The organism is Thiogranum longum (genome assembly GCF_004339085.1).
GTDB classification, from domain to species: Bacteria; Pseudomonadota; Gammaproteobacteria; order DSM-19610; family DSM-19610; genus Thiogranum; species Thiogranum longum.
In genome coordinates, this window is record NZ_SMFX01000001.1 from 1,764,837 (window position 1) to 1,780,439 (window position 15,603).

Here is a 15,603-nt window from a genome sequence, read left to right on the forward strand (position 1 = left end):
ATCAACCGGCGGGGAAGGAATAAGTCAGAGCGTGCCGGCCTGCCTGGCAAGGAAACAGGTTTTCGCCGACAGTTCGAGCGAGCAGGTCCACTTATAGGCCAGGTTAATGGATTCCGCGGCAGCATAAACACCATGCCCGCGTACCACGACGACCTTGTGTTTCGCCAACGCATCTGCAACCGCATCGGCCGCCAGCTCGAGGTAACGGTCATAGGGAATACTGATGACAGGAATACGCTCGAAGTAGTACTGCCCCTCGAAGTCACAGGGGACAAAGTCTTCACCGTGCAGGGTCATGGCAACACTGTAGGCACCGTGACTGTGCAGCACTGCGCCGGCGCGCGGATTTTTCCGGTAGACCTGCGCGTGCAGGGTTGCGTCCAGTGACGCGCCTTCTGCCGGCTTTCCATCAACCGGACATTGAATCAGCTGAGTGTCTTCCAGCAGATCCGCGCAGGCACCCGTAGGTGTAACCCAGAACTGGGCCTGGTCACGCACCGAGGCGTTACCGCTATGGGAATCGTTGTAACCGTATTGGCGGAGCCACCGGTAGTGACGGACAAGGTCGCGCTGAATATCCATCGGGGCATTCTACCCTGCCGTGCAGCACCTAGCGACAGGTAGAAAGAAAACGTGCTGTCGGGCCGTTGCACGGGTTGGTCGCGAACCCCTCTGTTTCCGTTATATTATCCGGGTCTTCTTTTTCGCCTGTCAGCGCAGTCGATACTGTTGTTTCCGGCAACCGGGGCGTTTCTGAGGGTGGAGCCACCGCCGTTTCCTCTACAGGTGTTTCAACAGGCAATTCGTCATCATCTTCTTCTGACCATTCAAGGGTATTGGTCCAGCCTGCCGGAACGGGAGTCCTGCTTCTGCTGACCGGCCTGACGGCTGTAGTCGGTACAGCATTTTCACGTTCAGCCTGCTCGCGCCGGGCCTTTTCAAGCTTCGCCTGTTCCTGCTTCGCCTGCTCCGCTGCACGCTGCTTTGCCAGACGCGCTTCTTTCTCACGCCGGGCTTTTTCAAGCTGCGCCTGTTCCTGCTTCGCCTGCTCTGCTGCACGCTGCTTTGCCAGACGCGCCTCTTCCTCGCGCCGGGCCTTTTCAAGCTTCGCCTGTTCCTGCTTCGCCTGCTCTGCTGCACGCTGCTTTGCCAGACGCGCTTCTTTCTCTCGCCGGGCTTTTTCAAGCTTCGCCTGTTCCTGCTTCGCCTGCTCCGCTGCACGCTGCTTTGCCAGACGCGCTTCTTTCTCTCGCCGGGCTTTTTCAAGCTGCGCCTGTTCCTGCTTCGCCTGCTCCGCTGCACGCTGCTTTGCCAGACGTGCTTCTTTCTCTCGCCGGGCTTTTTCAAACCTTAGCTGTTCCTGTCTGGCCTTCTCCGCAAGACCCTTATTCTCCGCCGCCACAGGCACATTTGCTGCCTTTGGCGCCACAGGGGCCGACAGCAGCTTCTCGCCTGACACCAGCAAATCATCCCACCCCGGCAACCACGCCTCGCGACTCGCCCAGGCGGTTGCGCCTACCATCACGACAACTGCGACGAATAACCACAGGGCGCTGCGCTCTCCGCGTGAACCATGCGTTTTTTCGGCATTCACAACCAGCTTGTGTAAATCGGACGACACCACCTTCTCCGGCTTGTCTGCGGGCGCTCGCACGTTAGCATCCCGGACCGGCTCCGCAGACAGTTCCGGCTGGGGTTTACTGCTTTCCTGCTCAGGCTCGTGAACCTGCGCAGGCACCTCTTTCTCCGCAGCAGCAACCGGGATCTCTTCTGGTGCTATTACCGCAGCGCGCTGTCGCGCTTCTTCCATGGCTTTTCCAAGTTGCTGTTCTTGAGCAACAGCTTCTATCACATCAGGGCCAATATGCTCTCGATGCTGGGCGTAGCCGTAAACCAGGCTGAGATCGCAAAGCCGATTGATGACGCGGGGAATACCCTGACTGAATTCAAAAACCCGCTGGCAGGCATCCCGGGTAAACAAATCTGCAGCGCCGCCGGCGTGCGTGACTCTGTGCTGTATATAGAGACAGGTCTCATCAGCGTCCAGACCGCCAAGGTAATAGTCCATACTGATGCGTTGCGCAAACTGGGCCAGTTCGGGACTGCGCAGTTTATCCCGAAGTTCGTTCTGCCCGATCATAATAATCTGTAACACCAGGTCTTTCTCGGAGTTAACGTTGGACAGCATGCGCAGTTCTTCCAGCGCTTCCATCGACAGGTTTTGTGCCTCATCGATAATCAGTAGCGTGCGTTTTCCCTGCGCATAACGCTGGATGGCAAAATCGATAAACCGCTTGTGCAGTTCTATGTGATTGTCTGATCCGCCCGGCAAGCCATAGGCCGTCATGACCCACTGCATCAGTTCGCCAAACGAGGGGTGGGTATTGGAAACCAGTCCGACCTGGGTATCACCATCCAGCCGATTAAGGAGCTCACGAACAAGTGTGGTTTTACCTGCGCCGATCTCGCCACTGATAACGCAAAAACCGGACTGGTTGAAGATCGCCAGCTCCAGCGTATCGAGTGCAGCACGGTGCTTCTCCCCGAGAAACAGGAAGTCCGGATCCGGCAACAGGGAAAACGGACGTTCGGAAAATCCGTAGAGCTGCTCGTACATACGACTTAATCCCCCAACAGGTCTTTACTTTATCGTACTTATTATTTTTGTTGCTGTACGCCCCCCGCGCACAGACACACCTTACCAGAAACAGGCCGAAACGGCAGTAAACGGCGTTTCTGACGCCCTGTTCGTTCTATTCGCCTTCGCCGACCTGTGTGGGTGGGGCATCTGCAGCCTTGCCCGTTTCGAACAGGTCTCCGAGACCTTTTTTCAGGGTTTTCAGCATATCCGGGACTTCGATTTCCATGACCTGGTCACTGATCCACTTACGGTCTTTTTCACCCATGGTGTTGGTTACACACTCACCCAGGAAGCGCTTGAACTGGTATCCCGGCTCACCGTTGTCAAAACTGCACTCGGCATAGTCAGCCAAACGTTGGTTGAGCGTATCGATAAAGCCCGGCCGGAAGTCCTGGCCCCGACCTTCAGAATCCACCCGGTTATCATGGTAGGTATCGGCCATTTTCAGCGCCAGTGCGACAATGAATTTCTGCCGCTGTTCGTCATCGAGATCACCGTGTACCAACCGGTCCGTCACATGGATCAGGAATGCACTCAACTCCTGCAGTACGGCAAGGCGCTGCAGTTGCGTGTCGGTCTGAAAACCTTCATTCTCAAGATTGAGCAGTGCCTGCCCGGCAATACGCCATTCGATAAACGCCAGCGCGCCGGCATTTTCTTCGATTGTTCGCGCTCTTCCCTTGTTTTTCCAACGACTTCGAATACGCACTTAATGTACTCCACTATCTTGCTGGCGCATCAGATTACATCATGCTAGCATCAAAAACCATAGTAGTTTACTCAGGTATTTCTCCGCGTATGCAAGCCCGGCAAACAGCCCTGACTCCCCGCCTGCAAACTGTGCAGTCTGCCGTACAGCATAACTGCCATATTGCCGACGCCCGCTTCGCCAGCGATTACACACTGTGTGTCTACCTGCTGAAGATGCGTGAGTATTATCGCTGGGAACAGCGTCTGCCCTATGGCACCCGCATTTCCAATGATGCAGTCGGCGACTGGCTGACGGCACGCGAGGAATTCTGGGAAACGCTGGAAAATGAAAATTTTCAGCCAGTAGAAATCGATGGGCAGCAATTCGACCCCTTCGACAGCGATGCCATCAACGATGCACTGAAGAATGACCGGCTAATATACAGTGCCGGCTATGGCAATATGGCCAAACCCCTGTTCATGCTGGCACGCCTTGAGCGCAGCTTCGAGCAAGACGGGAACTCCGTGTATATAACGACTGAAGAATATGCACGCGACCTGGTGGCACCACCCGCCATGTCGCTGGACGGAAAAATGTTTATCCGCCAGGAATCCCTGCGTCGCATGCTCTGGGAACGTTATGAAGAATGGCGCTGGAACCGCCCGGACAATGCCATGGCGCGTGCAATAGGCTGCTACGATTTCGACAACAATCTCGATTCATCGCTGGATTCAATGACCCGGCATGAAACCGATACGTTGATTCTGCACGAAATCGGTGAAATCGAGGCAGGGAAACAGCTCGGTAAAGGCTGGGAGGAAATGCTCGCCAGCCTCCCCCGCTCACGCCTGGAGCTGATGGCACGTGCCGTACGAGATCACCTCGCCGACGCCCTGTCCACCCTGCCTGCCCTGCTGGAACAGGAACACCCTGCGTCACTGCATTTTTACTTCGGCAACCTGTCCGGCATGCGCAAGCAAATCTACCCGGCCCTGTTCCAGGCCTACAATCATTGGGTAGAATGTGGAAACCGTGATGAACTGCAACGCCAGCTAGAGGTCGGCCGGGATCATTGGCTGCAGGTCGCGGACGAACTCATGCAACTCCACGAAGGTCGCGTCAAAAAAGCCTGGACAGACATGGAAACACTCATCGAGAAGAAAGCGCTTTAGGACTACACGCAATGTCACAAACCCGACTGTCAACACCCCTGCGGACCATCGTGGAGGTTCAACCCAATACCTTTATTTTCGAAAAGCACAACGCACTCTCTCCGGAACTGTGTCAGGCCGCTATAGAACGTTTCGAAGCGCACAGCGAGGAGCAGTACGAAGGACGTGTTGGGCAACTCGCCGAGAAAGACCGCAGCATCAAGAAGTCCACCGACCTGGTGGTCAGCGGGAAAGCGCACTGGAAAGACATCGACCAGGCCTTGTTTCGTTCTATGGGGCAGGCCATTCTGGAGTTTCGAGAAAGCTATCCCTACTTCAAGGGCCCCTTCAAGGATATGGGCTACGCCATCCAGCGCACCTTGCCGGGCGAGCACTACCATTGGCACATCGATGGCGGCAGTCATGAATTCAGCCAGCGCCAGCTGGTCGCCGTGTGGTACCTCAACGACGTGGAAGGACCGGGCGGCGAAACAGAGTTTCTGTTCCAGAACATCAAAATCAAACCCGAACAGGGCAAGCTGGTACTTTTCCCGCCCTTCTGGACACACGAACATCGTGGCGCCACCCTGAAGAAAGGTGTCAAGTACATCGCCACGACCTGGGTGGTATTCGCCTGAACGTGACAGACGTAGAAATTCGCCCGCCAAAAGATGCCTGTGAGCTGGAAGCCGGCTACGCGCTGCGCTGGGAAGTACTACGCGCACCCTGGCAAAAGCCACACGGCAGCGAACGCGACGAGCTGGATGATTCAGCGCGACACTACCTGGCGATTGATACGCAAGGCAACATACTGGCAACCGGACGCATTCATTCAGTTAAAGCATCCACCGCGCAGATTCGCTATGTTGCCGTGCACCCTGATTACGAAAAGCAAGGACTGGGAAAGCAGTTGCTCGCGGCACTGGAATGCAATGCTGCAAGCAACGGAGAAAACCATATCATTCTGCATGCGCGAGATAACTCCCTGGCATTCTACCTCCATTGCGGCTACCGGGTTATTCGCCAGTCATACCTGCTGTTTGATGTCATACAGCATTATGAAATGGAAAAATTCCTGCAGGTAAACACGCATCAATAGCCCTGTCTTCGCTGAAGGTATTACAACTCGAAAACTTGAGCTCATGGCCGCACAACTTTAAAGATCACTTCGACCAGCATCTGGATCACTACAGACTATACGAATGTACATTTTCCTTTCAATACTGCGTGCCGATACGTATTATCGATAGCATTCATAATGTTGCGTAACGATACCGACACACTGCAGGGACCGTGAATGGCCAGTGAAGTACCCAATACCCGAAAAGGGTTTCTACTCCTGGAAACCGGTCTTCACTTGCTGGCAATTGCGCTTGTTTACACGATTCAATCCAGCGTAATCCCGCTCCAGGACCTTTACAAGCTGACAGGCTTTCTAACAGCGGTTTCGGCGCTGCGCGTACTGTCCGCCATGCCCGAAAGCAACAAGGGCGCCATCAGTGGCGCCTACGGACATCAGGGTGGCATCCTTGAATACCTTTGTGCCGTGCTACTCGGTCTGGTATGGGGCGCTGTTCCTACTGCACTCGAATACACACTGGGCGCCAATATATCGACCCAAAGTATATTCCCCCTCGCCGTTATTGCAGTGGGACTCGGGGTATTCACCGGCTCTGCTCTCAACACACGTCTGCTAATGGCCTTTGCTTTTCCTGCCTGCCTGTTGCCGATCGCATGGCATGCGCAACTCCAGCAGATTCCTGCAGTGACAAGCTGGTCACTTGCCCTGCTGGCACTACTCGCCGTTGCCCAGGCAAGCCGTGGCATTGAAGCATTGATAGAACGCTTCCTGCAGATTTCCCGCGGCAACACCGACCTGGTAAAAAACCTTGCACAGACGCGCGACGAAGCACTTGCCGCCCAGGCGGAGGCCGAGACCGCAAACCAGGCCCTCCAGCTGGAAATAGCAGAACGGGAAAAGGCCGAGCAGAAAATCATTGCTTCGGAACGGGAGCTGAGTCGCATCCTCGATGACATGATGGATACCTATTTCCAGGTTGCCGCTGACGGGAAGATTGCACGTGTTTCACCTTCGGTCGAAATAATGCTGGGATATGAAGTCGACGATATCAAGGGCCGTCCCTGGAATGATCTGTTCGCCACACGTCAGGCTGCCGACAGCTTCCGAAACCGGCTCGAATCAGCCTTCGGTGTTATACAAAATCATGAAGTCCGCCTGCTTCACCGTGATGGCCGGGAAATCTGGGTGTCGATCAATGCCCACTACCGCCAGGATGCACGCGGAAATACCGAAGGGTTTGAAGGTGTGGCTCGCGATACGACAGAAGCACGTCTGGCCAAGGACAACCTGTTCCGGGAGAAAGAGCTTTGGCAGGTCACCCTTGAGTCAATTGCTGACGGGGTCATCACAACCGACCTTGCCGGTCACGTCAGCTATCTGAATTCCGTGGCGGAACACATGACTGGCTGGTCTATTGATGAAGCACGGAAACAACCTCTGAAGGATGTCATGCAACTTGGCAACGAGGCAGACCCCGGGGAACCCGTCGAGTTACCGATGGAGGAATGGCTGGAAAAAGGCAAGAAAGCCGACCTGCAGGAACCCGCTATTCTGTTCCGTCGTGACCGGGCAAGTGAATCTGCGATTGAGCTCAGCGGTGCACCGATCAAGAACCTGAACGCTGAAGTCATCGGGTCGGTTATGGTCTTCCACGACGTTACCAAACTTCGGGCACTCGCCATGCAGCTCGCCTACCAGGCCACCCATGACGCACTGACAGGACTGATCAACCGTGTCGAATTCGACACACGTGTCGAACAGGCCATTCACAGCGCCAATCGCGGCGAAAAGCAGCATGCCATGTTCTACATGGACCTGGACCAGTTCAAGGTGGTTAACGATACCTGCGGTCACCCCGCGGGTGACGAACTGTTAAAGCAGATATCCGGGCAACTGCGTTCGGCGCTGCGCGAGTCGGACCTGCTGGCACGGCTGGGCGGTGATGAATTCGGTGTATTACTGGTTGGCTGCCCTCTGACCATCGCAGAAGGCATTGCCGACAAGCTGAGGCAGCTGGTCGAAGATTTCCGCTTTGTCTGGGAAGAAAACCTGTTCCGGATCGGTGTGAGTATTGGCGTTGTCCCCATCAACAGCACTGAAACCGACCTGACGGAGCTGATGCGCGCCGCAGATTCCGCCTGCTACGTGGCAAAAGAGAATGGCCGTAACCAGGTGCACGTATCTCGCCCCGATGACGCAAAAATTGCCGAGCAACACGGTCAGATGCAGTGGATGCAGCGCATTCAGCGTGCCGTCGAGGAAGATGAATTTACCCTGCATTTCCAGCCTATCAAGGCTATCGAGGGCAGCCTCGAGGAACGTGTACACGGTGAAGTTCTACTGCGCATGGTCGATGACAAAGGCACAGACGCGGAACGCATTATCGCACCATTGGCATTCCTGCCGGCTGCGGAGCGCTATCACCTCATGCCGATTATCGACCGCTGGGTGCTGAAGAAAACGTTACACCACCTGGCGAATAACACAGCAACTACACGCCATATCGCCACCTGCTCGATCAACCTCTCCGGCCAGTCGGTCTCAGACCTGAAGATGCTCAATTTCATCACTGAACTGATAACAGAAACAGACGTTGATCCGCGCCGGCTATGCTTTGAAATTACCGAAAGCGCGGTAATCGCCAACATGGATATAGCCGGTCAGTTCGTCAACAGACTGCGCAGCATAGGTTGTCGGTTTGCACTCGATGATTTTGGGTCCGGACTGAGCACTTTTGACTACCTGAAACGGCTCCAGGTTGACTATGTGAAACTGGACGGAGTACTGGTCCGTGACGTGGCGACCAACCGGGTGAGCCAGGCCATGGTGCACGCCATCAACTACGTTGTTCACGTTATGGGCATGAAGTCGATCGCCGAATATGTCGAGTCTGACGAAATTACGGAAGCACTGCGCAAGCTGTCAGTGGACTACGCGCAGGGCTACGCCATCGGCAAACCCGAGCCCTTCTGCTGATACTGTTACAACGCGTCCTTTGCTATATTACTGTCTATGGCTGACCTGTTTACTGTAACCGCCCCGCTGGCAATCCGTCTTCCCGACGGGCGCAAGGAAGTTGTGGTTGAAAAACTGTCCTATAGCGACGGTTTGATCTACCTGCCACCGTTCTGGCCGGAAATGAATATTGAAGATGCGCTTCGATTTATACCGGGGCCCATCAAGGGTGATGGCCCGTGGAAAATTGGCGAGTCGGTGGTCGCCGTACTCGCCTGCCATGGTACCGATGCACAACTGGCCAGTGATTTCTCCAGCTGGCAGTCCTACCTGATGCAGGTCGACGATGCCTACCCGCAGCGCGCGGAAATAGAGAAACTGATGAAGACCCACGCCGCCCGGGCGGCCGGCCTGGACCTGTGCGACCCGCGTTTCAGTCGCCCGGATGACGCCCAGGACAAATAAACCGGCCAGACTCAGGCGATAATTTCTGTCAGGGTGATATCACCCGTGGTATCGACGATCACTTCTTCAACGTGCGGGACACGGCTGAGAATATAACCGGACATCAGGCTGACCATTTTTTTGTTCTCGGTGTGAAATGCACCCAGCACACGGTCTGCGACAATCTGGCAGCGCTGGTACAAATCCGGCTTTTCGACCCAGAAGCGGCTCATCTGCCATCCCCTGTCCATATCGGCATCCATTTTGGCGTAGAATTCCTCCGCCTCCTTCAACATCTGTTCAGGGACTTCGATGTTGAAGGTTTGATCGTCGATGGTCAGTTTCAATATCATCGTGGATTCTCCGACTCACGTTTTAAAATTCAGGATACAGCATGCTGGTTGTCATTCCCGCCGTACTCGGCAAGACACAACTCGAACAGGTTCACGCGTTACTCGAAAACGGCCCGTTTGTTGATGGCCGCCTGTCGGCGGGCACACGCGCCAGACAGGTCAAACAGAACGAGGAACTGCAATCCGCTGCCGCACAGATGGAGCGCCTCAACAGTATCGTGATGGGCGCACTGGTACAGCATCCGCACTACCAGGCAGCCGCGATGCCGGTTCGTGTCGCCTCACCCTTCTACGCCCGCTATACCAAAGGCATGCATTACGGCGATCACATTGACGACCCGGTCATGGGACCACCGGGCGGGCAATATCGTTCCGACATTTCCACCACGGTGTTTCTGAATGAACCCGACTGCTACGAAGGTGGCGAACTGGTCATTCGTACCGGTTTCGGCGACCAGGCCTTCAAGCCGGCCGCCGGCGACGCGATTATCTACCCGTCTTCCAGCCTGCACCATGTGGCCGAAGTCACCCGTGGCGAACGGCTGGTAGCCGTCACCTGGACCCAGAGCATGGTGCGTGACCCGGCGCGGCGTGAAATCCTCTACCAGCTTTACCAGGCCCGCGAGAGCCTGCTGAAGAGCCGGCCCGACGACAGCGAAACCACTCGGGTTGATCATGCCTACGTCAACCTGATGCGCCTGTGGGCAGCATTATAGCCCGCCGCATAAAAAACGGGCCGAGTGCACTGCACATCGGCCCGCCATAAAACCCGAATGCCCTGGAGTTAAGGGTGCGAGCCTTTTTCCTTGTGCGCCAGATCAACCAGCTTCATGGACAAATCACGGTATTCCTGACGGTACCCGGCCAGTTCGTGACCTTCAGGGGCCGCGAAATATTCTTCCTGGGAAACGCCGTGCTGATGTTCATACTCGATGAACTTCTTCTGCATCTCGATCAACTTCTTGATCAACTCTGTCTTCTCGCTCATGGTCTTGCCTCCAAAGCGTTTGGTTCTACAGGCATACGCCGCTCAATATGAGTGCGGCGAAATATATTACGAATTGCTAATTCCCGCCATATCCCCAATGGGCAGGCCGGGAATCAATAGCCACCCTTGCGTGTGGACTGCGGTAAACCGGCAATTTTACGGCCCTGCTTGCTGGGCATGCCCGGAAACATGTTGTACATGGTTTTACTGGTCGGCTTGTCGCCCCACTTTTTGGCCATCGCCTTGAGGATGGTGCGCTCGTTAGGCTCGACACCGCCGTTATTGTAGTGCTCATCACGCAGGTACATCACGACGTCCCAGTGTTTTTCGGTCATTTCCAACTTGTCGGCATCAGCGATTGCCTGACCGACGGCTTCAGTCCAGTCTTCCGCATTGACCAGGTAACCGTTGTCTGTGGTTTCTACCGTTTTGCCATCAACTTCAAGAGCCATGCTATATCTCCATCTATTTCATTAAGTTAATATATATAGTTAAGGTTAACTCTAGTTAATAAAACTTTCGTCATCCCGGCGCACCTTGTCATTCTGGCGCACGCGGGAATCTACAGCCGCATAACAAATCACTTCTTGTCAGCCGTCACCTCGTGTACCGCGCGTATGCCCTTATGGGGTAAAAACAGACCGCAGCCCATTTTCCGGTGTGAACCTATACCCACCTGCTGGAGACGAACCGCCTGCTCCGGCTCAAGGTCCGCGAGCATGACACTGCGCGTATAGAGGTCGCCCTCCGGGTGCTGGATGGCATGCGCGCGTCCGCACAACAATTTGCGGACCGGCACTTCCAGTGCCTGCAGTTGTTCTGCGGCATAGCGCATGAAAATTTCCTCGTCTTCGTGGTCCATGCCTTCGGGCACCACCACGTAGCGGGCAAACTGGGTCGACATGGTACTGAACAAGCGGGTTTTCGCTTTGCCGACTTCCAGAAGATGTCCATCGATGTCCAATTCGGTGCCGGTCAGCTCGCCGGCATCATCAATTCGACTGGCCGGTACGCGTAGCGTCATACGCGAGCGCTTCGACAGGTACAACAGCTCATTGACCGGATCTTCGGGGCGCATCCAGCCGTTGCCGGATTCAGCACCGTGAATCAGGTGGATACCTGCCAACGGTTCTTCAGCAATCCACGGCAAAGCCCCGAGGATAGCCTGCGAAAAACTGTGCGCGTGATCCAGCGGCAAACACTTGCAGCTGATGTTATAGACAAGATCGACAACGTCGCCGGGGACGGTATAGGGCGTGTTCTCGTCCTTGTCTTCTTCCCAGAACATTGGTCGTTACCTTTTCCCCGCGGCAGCAAATGCCGCTTCCAGACGATCTTCCCAGCCTTCCGGCGTATCCAGGTAGGGTGGCCGCACGTCCATCTGGAAGAACAGTTCGCCACCACGGGCCTTTTCCTCAACCAGGCTGACCAACTCGTCAAATGACTTCAATTCGTGGTGCTGCAACAAGATCTCACTAAGACATAACATGTTATTCACCTGAGCCTGCATCGGAGTCCATCACACGGTCGAAGTAACGCGCCCGGTATAAAAGTCGCGAAACATCGTCGCTTCCATGGCTGAAACCGGTACGACAGTGCAGCGCATTGTTGCTGACGACGCCCTCTCCCGCTTCAAGCCGGTGGCGAAATATATAGGGCGAGTCCTGTTGAAACAAGTTCAAAAGACATTCTGCCGCAGCCTGTGTGGTTGAATCCGCCTTCCACTCGATATTCCTGGCGCGTGCCGAGTAGCGCATATGCAGGCAACCCCGGGGATCTATGGAAAATACCGGCCCGGTCTGGCGCGGCCGCAACTGCTGCCCGTTCTGGATATTGGGCGGGATGGCCATGGCATCGGGCGCCATCAGTGCACGAATAAAATCGGGGTTCTCGTCGCGCAGCTGTATATAGGCTATTTCATGATCCAGGAAAGCATTCTCCCCGCCTGTTTCCGCCGGCTGCACGCAATGCAGAATGACACCGCGTATCTGTCGGTCAAGGGAGTTGTAGTAACCATCGGTATGCCAGTTCAACGGTCGGTTGGTATAGGGGATATATTCGCCCTGCTGACGTTTCTCCACCACGGTGAGAGAAGTGATACCGTCGTCATCTGCACACAGGTTGCTATCGAGACGTTCGAGCCCCAGCAAGCGACCCAGCGCGCGAATCATAGTCTTGCCACCTGGCTGCGGGGATTTTATACGGTAAAACGCGATATTGGTGTGCGCCAGCGCCGATAGAATCGCACCAATTTCACTTGCCTGCGGGGCCAGACCATCGGAAATTTCCGTCATCAGCCCGGCGCTGTCTGCCGGCCAGTCGGCCAGTTTGCGTTCGCGCCAGGCGACATAGGCCGTATCCGTATCCGGGTCGAACGGCGAGTCCACCACTGACAACGTGCTGCAGGAAGCGTTTGGCATCTTTTGGCGTGACCTTGAATAGCTGCTGTGAAAAAAGCATTTTACCAGATTTGTACCCTCGCGAATCCGCTAATGCATGGTTTTTTCAAGGGTTACTTGCAAGGAAGCGTACACCGAAGAAAAATTTATACACCAATCAATCTATAAGCAACTGATAATATTCAAACATTCTCCAATCTTGGCAATTTAGCCGGGCAGACCGTATAATCGCCCGCCGCGGTGGGGCCGATTCCGGCCTATCCCATTGGGGATAGTGTTGCTGTTCAAACACACCCCAAGGGTAGGGTTCTCTGAGGTGCACGAGACTCCTAGACTTCATCTCGCCCAGTGAGGGAGTTCCGCGTATCGGGAATCCGGTTCCGATACGGGAACTTCAATCTCATTAAATGTGAAGTACAGAAGACAGTTTAATTAATGTAACGGCGGCTTACGCCACGACACATACAACAGGAAGGAGACGGCCATGGCTGACAAGCATTATCCAACGCCCATGCTCGACGAACTGGAGAACGGCCCCTGGCCGAGCTTTATTTCCGGCATCAAGCGACTGCGTGACGATCACCCGGACGAACGTATTCGTAAAGTGACCAACTCGCTGCTCGGTCAGCTGGAGCACTCCTACGAAACCCGCAAGGGTTACTGGAAAGGCGGCACCGTTTCCGTGTTCGGTTATGGCGGCGGCATCATCCCGCGCTTCTCGGAAGTCGGCGATGCTTTCCCCGAATCCAGAGAATTCCACACCTTGCGTGTTCAGCCGACACCGGCCAATTACTACACCACCGAAAGCATGCGCAAGCTGGCTGACAGCTGGGAGAAATGGGGCTCAGGCCTGCAGACCTTCCACGGTCAGACCGGTAACATCATGTTTATCGGCACTACAACTGAAAACACCCAGCACTTCTTTGATGAAATCAACGAGTACGGCTGGGATCTCGGCGGCGCCGGTCCTTGCGTACGTACGGCAATGTCCTGCGTCGGCGCGGCCCGTTGCGAAATGTCCTGCACCAACGAGCACGCGACACACCGTCACCTGGTAAACAACTTCACCGATGACGTTCACCGCCCGGCCCTGCCCTACAAGTTCAAGTTCAAGGTTTCCGGTTGCCCGAATGACTGCCAGAACTCCATCGAACGCTCTGACTTTGCCGTGATCGGTACCTGGCGCGACGACATGAAGGTCGACCAGGAAGAGATCAAGGGTTACGTTGCCAAGAAGGGTCGTGAATACCTGATGGACAACGTTATCAGCCGTTGCCCGACACAGGCGCTGACACTGAATGACGACGACACACTCACCGTTGACAACCACAACTGCGTACGCTGCATGCACTGCCTGAACGTCATGCCCAAGGCACTGACGCCTGGCGATGACCGGGGTGTCACTATCCTTATCGGCGGCAAGCGCACCCTGAAGATCGGCGATCTGATGGGTACCGTGGTGGTTCCGTTCAAGAAGCTGGAAACCGAGGAAGACTACGAGTCTCTGGTTGAGATGGCCGAAGAAATCATCGATTTCTGGGCAGAGAACGGACTGGAACACGAACGCTGCGGTGAAATGATCGAGCGTATCGGCCTGGTTAACTTCCTTGAAGGTATCGACGTAGAGGTTGACCCGCACATGGTCAACAACCCGCGTCAGTCCTCCTATGTCCGTATGGATGGATGGGATGAGGAAGCCGAGAAGTGGTTCCAGCGTCAGGCTGAAGCCTGAGCACCACCGGCTGATTTAAAACGTTGAATTCAGGCCCGGAACAGATCCGGGCCTGTCCTGACAGCACAGACAAGTTTAGGAGAATCACATGGCAATGGCAGACATGAGGGAACCGATCGAATCCGGTTGTCCCGATGGTTTCCAGTACATGCATCCCACGATGCGCAGAAATTTCGGTCAGTGGAAATTCCACGATGATCCGCAACCCGGCGTACTCCGTCACGTTGCCAACAATGGCGACGAGGTCTACACCGTCAAGGCCGGCACCCAGCGTATTCTCGACGTGTTCACCCTGCGCACCCTGTGCGACATCGGTGACAAATTCGCTGACGGCTACATCCGCTTCACCATCCGTTCCAACATCGAATACATTGTTGACGACGCCGCCAAGGTCGAGCCGCTGGTCAAGGCACTGACCGATGCCGGTTTTGTTGTCGGCGGTACCAAGAACTCCGTCACTTCACTGTCCCACACCCAGGGCTGGTTGCACTGCGACATCCCGGGCACCGACGCTTCCGGCGTTGTGAAGTCCATGATGGATGAGCTGATCGGTGAGTTCACTGCCTGGAACATGCCGAACCGTGTGCATATCACCACTTCCTGCTGCCAGATCAACTGTGGTGGCCAGGGCGATATCGCCATCAACGTTCAGCACACCAAGCCGCCGAAGATCGATCACAACCTGGTCTCCAACGTCTGTGAGCGTCCTTCCGTTGTGGCACGTTGCCCGGTTGCTGCGATTCGTCCGGCCATGGTTAACGGCAAGCCTTCGCTGGAAGTCGACGAGAAAAAATGCATCTGCTGCGGCGCCTGCTTCCCGCCCTGCCCGCCGATGCAGATCAATGACGCCGAGCACTCCAAGCTGGCCGTCTGGATTGGTGGTAACCACTCCAATGCACGTGGCAAGCCGACCTTCCAGAAGCTGGTCGCGTCCGGTATCCCGAACAACCCGCCGCGCTGGCCTGAAGCAACCGCCATCGTCAAGCGTATTCTCAAGGAATACAAGGCCGGTGCGAAGGACTGGGAACGTATCAACGAATGGGTTGAGCGTATCGGCTGGCCACGGTTCTTTGAAGTCACAGGACTGCCGTTCACCAAGTACCATGTGGACAACTGGCGTGGCGCACGCGCCAGCCTGAACGCATCTACACACATCCGTTTCTAAGAA

Annotated in this window: 17 protein-coding genes; 8 read left to right on the forward strand and 9 right to left on the reverse strand. The window is 55.4% G+C overall.

The genetic code is table 11. The features are described from left to right. Positions 1-24: 24 nt before the first annotated feature. The 3 genes from DFR30_RS08710 to DFR30_RS08720 form a co-directional block, all read right to left on the reverse strand. Complete coding sequence (locus DFR30_RS08710; protein WP_132972358.1) at positions 25-582, reverse strand: class II aldolase/adducin family protein; 558 nt, start codon at positions 580-582, stop codon at positions 25-27. Between the two features lie 28 nt (positions 583-610). After that, on the reverse strand, positions 611-2,617 hold the full coding sequence (locus DFR30_RS08715; protein WP_132972360.1) for an AAA family ATPase: 2,007 nt from the start codon (positions 2,615-2,617) through the stop codon (positions 611-613). Positions 2,618-2,753: 136 nt separating this feature from the next. Then, positions 2,754-3,350, reverse strand: a complete 597-nt coding sequence (locus DFR30_RS08720) for a hypothetical protein (protein ID WP_132972362.1) — start codon at positions 3,348-3,350, stop codon at positions 2,754-2,756. 89 nt (positions 3,351-3,439) lie between these two features. Between DFR30_RS08720 and DFR30_RS08725 the strand changes: the two genes are divergently transcribed. The 5 genes from DFR30_RS08725 (at position 3,440) to DFR30_RS08745 (ending at position 8,984) form a co-directional block, all read left to right on the forward strand. Further along, a complete protein-coding gene (locus tag DFR30_RS08725) occupies positions 3,440-4,504 on the forward strand; it encodes an Sfum_1244 family protein (protein ID WP_243640710.1) in 1,065 nt (354 codons plus the stop codon). 11 nt (positions 4,505-4,515) lie between these two features. Further along, entirely contained in the window at positions 4,516-5,121 is a 606-nt protein-coding gene (locus DFR30_RS08730; protein ID WP_132972364.1) for a 2OG-Fe(II) oxygenase, read from the forward strand. 2 nt (positions 5,122-5,123) lie between these two features. Then, on the forward strand, positions 5,124-5,582 hold the full coding sequence (locus tag DFR30_RS08735; protein ID WP_165869149.1) for a GNAT family N-acetyltransferase: 459 nt from the start codon (positions 5,124-5,126) through the stop codon (positions 5,580-5,582). A gap of 198 nt (positions 5,583-5,780) precedes the next feature. Then, entirely contained in the window at positions 5,781-8,540 is a 2,760-nt protein-coding gene (locus DFR30_RS08740) for a bifunctional diguanylate cyclase/phosphodiesterase (protein ID WP_132972368.1), read from the forward strand. 36 nt (positions 8,541-8,576) lie between these two features. Continuing rightward, positions 8,577-8,984 (forward strand): hypothetical protein, encoded by a 408-nt coding sequence (locus DFR30_RS08745; protein ID WP_132972370.1) that lies wholly within the window; start codon positions 8,577-8,579, stop codon positions 8,982-8,984. Between the two features lie 11 nt (positions 8,985-8,995). Here DFR30_RS08745 and DFR30_RS08750 read toward each other — a convergent pair whose 3' ends face one another. After that, entirely contained in the window at positions 8,996-9,316 is a 321-nt protein-coding gene (locus tag DFR30_RS08750) for a hypothetical protein (RefSeq protein ID WP_132972372.1), read from the reverse strand. A 41-nt stretch (positions 9,317-9,357) separates the two neighbouring features. Between DFR30_RS08750 and DFR30_RS08755 the strand changes: the two genes are divergently transcribed. Continuing rightward, on the forward strand, positions 9,358-10,032 hold the full coding sequence (locus DFR30_RS08755) for a Fe2+-dependent dioxygenase (protein ID WP_132972374.1): 675 nt from the start codon (positions 9,358-9,360) through the stop codon (positions 10,030-10,032). A 68-nt stretch (positions 10,033-10,100) separates the two neighbouring features. On the opposite strand, the gene DFR30_RS08760 is transcribed toward DFR30_RS08755, so the two are convergent. The 5 genes from DFR30_RS08760 to DFR30_RS08780 all read right to left on the reverse strand — a co-directional run bounded on the left by DFR30_RS08760 (position 10,101) and on the right by DFR30_RS08780 (position 12,724). After that, a complete protein-coding gene (locus DFR30_RS08760) occupies positions 10,101-10,304 on the reverse strand; it encodes a hypothetical protein (protein ID WP_132972376.1) in 204 nt (67 codons plus the stop codon). Between the two features lie 113 nt (positions 10,305-10,417). Next, the gene (locus tag DFR30_RS08765) at positions 10,418-10,756 is read right to left on the reverse strand and encodes a TusE/DsrC/DsvC family sulfur relay protein (RefSeq protein WP_132972378.1); all 339 of its coding nucleotides are present in this window, start codon (positions 10,754-10,756) and stop codon (positions 10,418-10,420) included. Positions 10,757-10,884: 128 nt separating this feature from the next. After that, positions 10,885-11,592 carry a type I-MYXAN CRISPR-associated protein Cas6/Cmx6 gene (gene cas6, locus DFR30_RS08770; protein ID WP_132972380.1) on the reverse strand — a complete coding sequence of 236 codons (708 nt, stop codon included), beginning with the start codon at positions 11,590-11,592 and terminating at the stop codon, positions 10,885-10,887. A 6-nt stretch (positions 11,593-11,598) separates the two neighbouring features. After that, the gene (locus DFR30_RS08775) at positions 11,599-11,793 is read right to left on the reverse strand and encodes a sulfur relay protein DsrC (protein ID WP_132972382.1); all 195 of its coding nucleotides are present in this window, start codon (positions 11,791-11,793) and stop codon (positions 11,599-11,601) included. Between the two features lies 1 nt (position 11,794). Continuing rightward, positions 11,795-12,724: a TauD/TfdA family dioxygenase gene (locus DFR30_RS08780; RefSeq protein ID WP_243640711.1), complete on the reverse strand. Its 930-nt coding sequence runs from the start codon at positions 12,722-12,724 to the stop codon at positions 11,795-11,797. A gap of 463 nt (positions 12,725-13,187) precedes the next feature. Here DFR30_RS08780 and dsrA point away from each other — a divergent pair, with 463 nt between their 5' ends. After that, positions 13,188-14,435 (forward strand): dissimilatory-type sulfite reductase subunit alpha, encoded by a 1,248-nt coding sequence (gene dsrA / locus DFR30_RS08785; RefSeq protein ID WP_132972384.1) that lies wholly within the window; start codon positions 13,188-13,190, stop codon positions 14,433-14,435. 94 nt (positions 14,436-14,529) lie between these two features. Continuing rightward, positions 14,530-15,600 carry a dissimilatory-type sulfite reductase subunit beta gene (gene dsrB / locus DFR30_RS08790; RefSeq protein WP_132974435.1) on the forward strand — a complete coding sequence of 357 codons (1,071 nt, stop codon included), beginning with the start codon at positions 14,530-14,532 and terminating at the stop codon, positions 15,598-15,600. Positions 15,601-15,603: the final 3 nt, after the last annotated feature.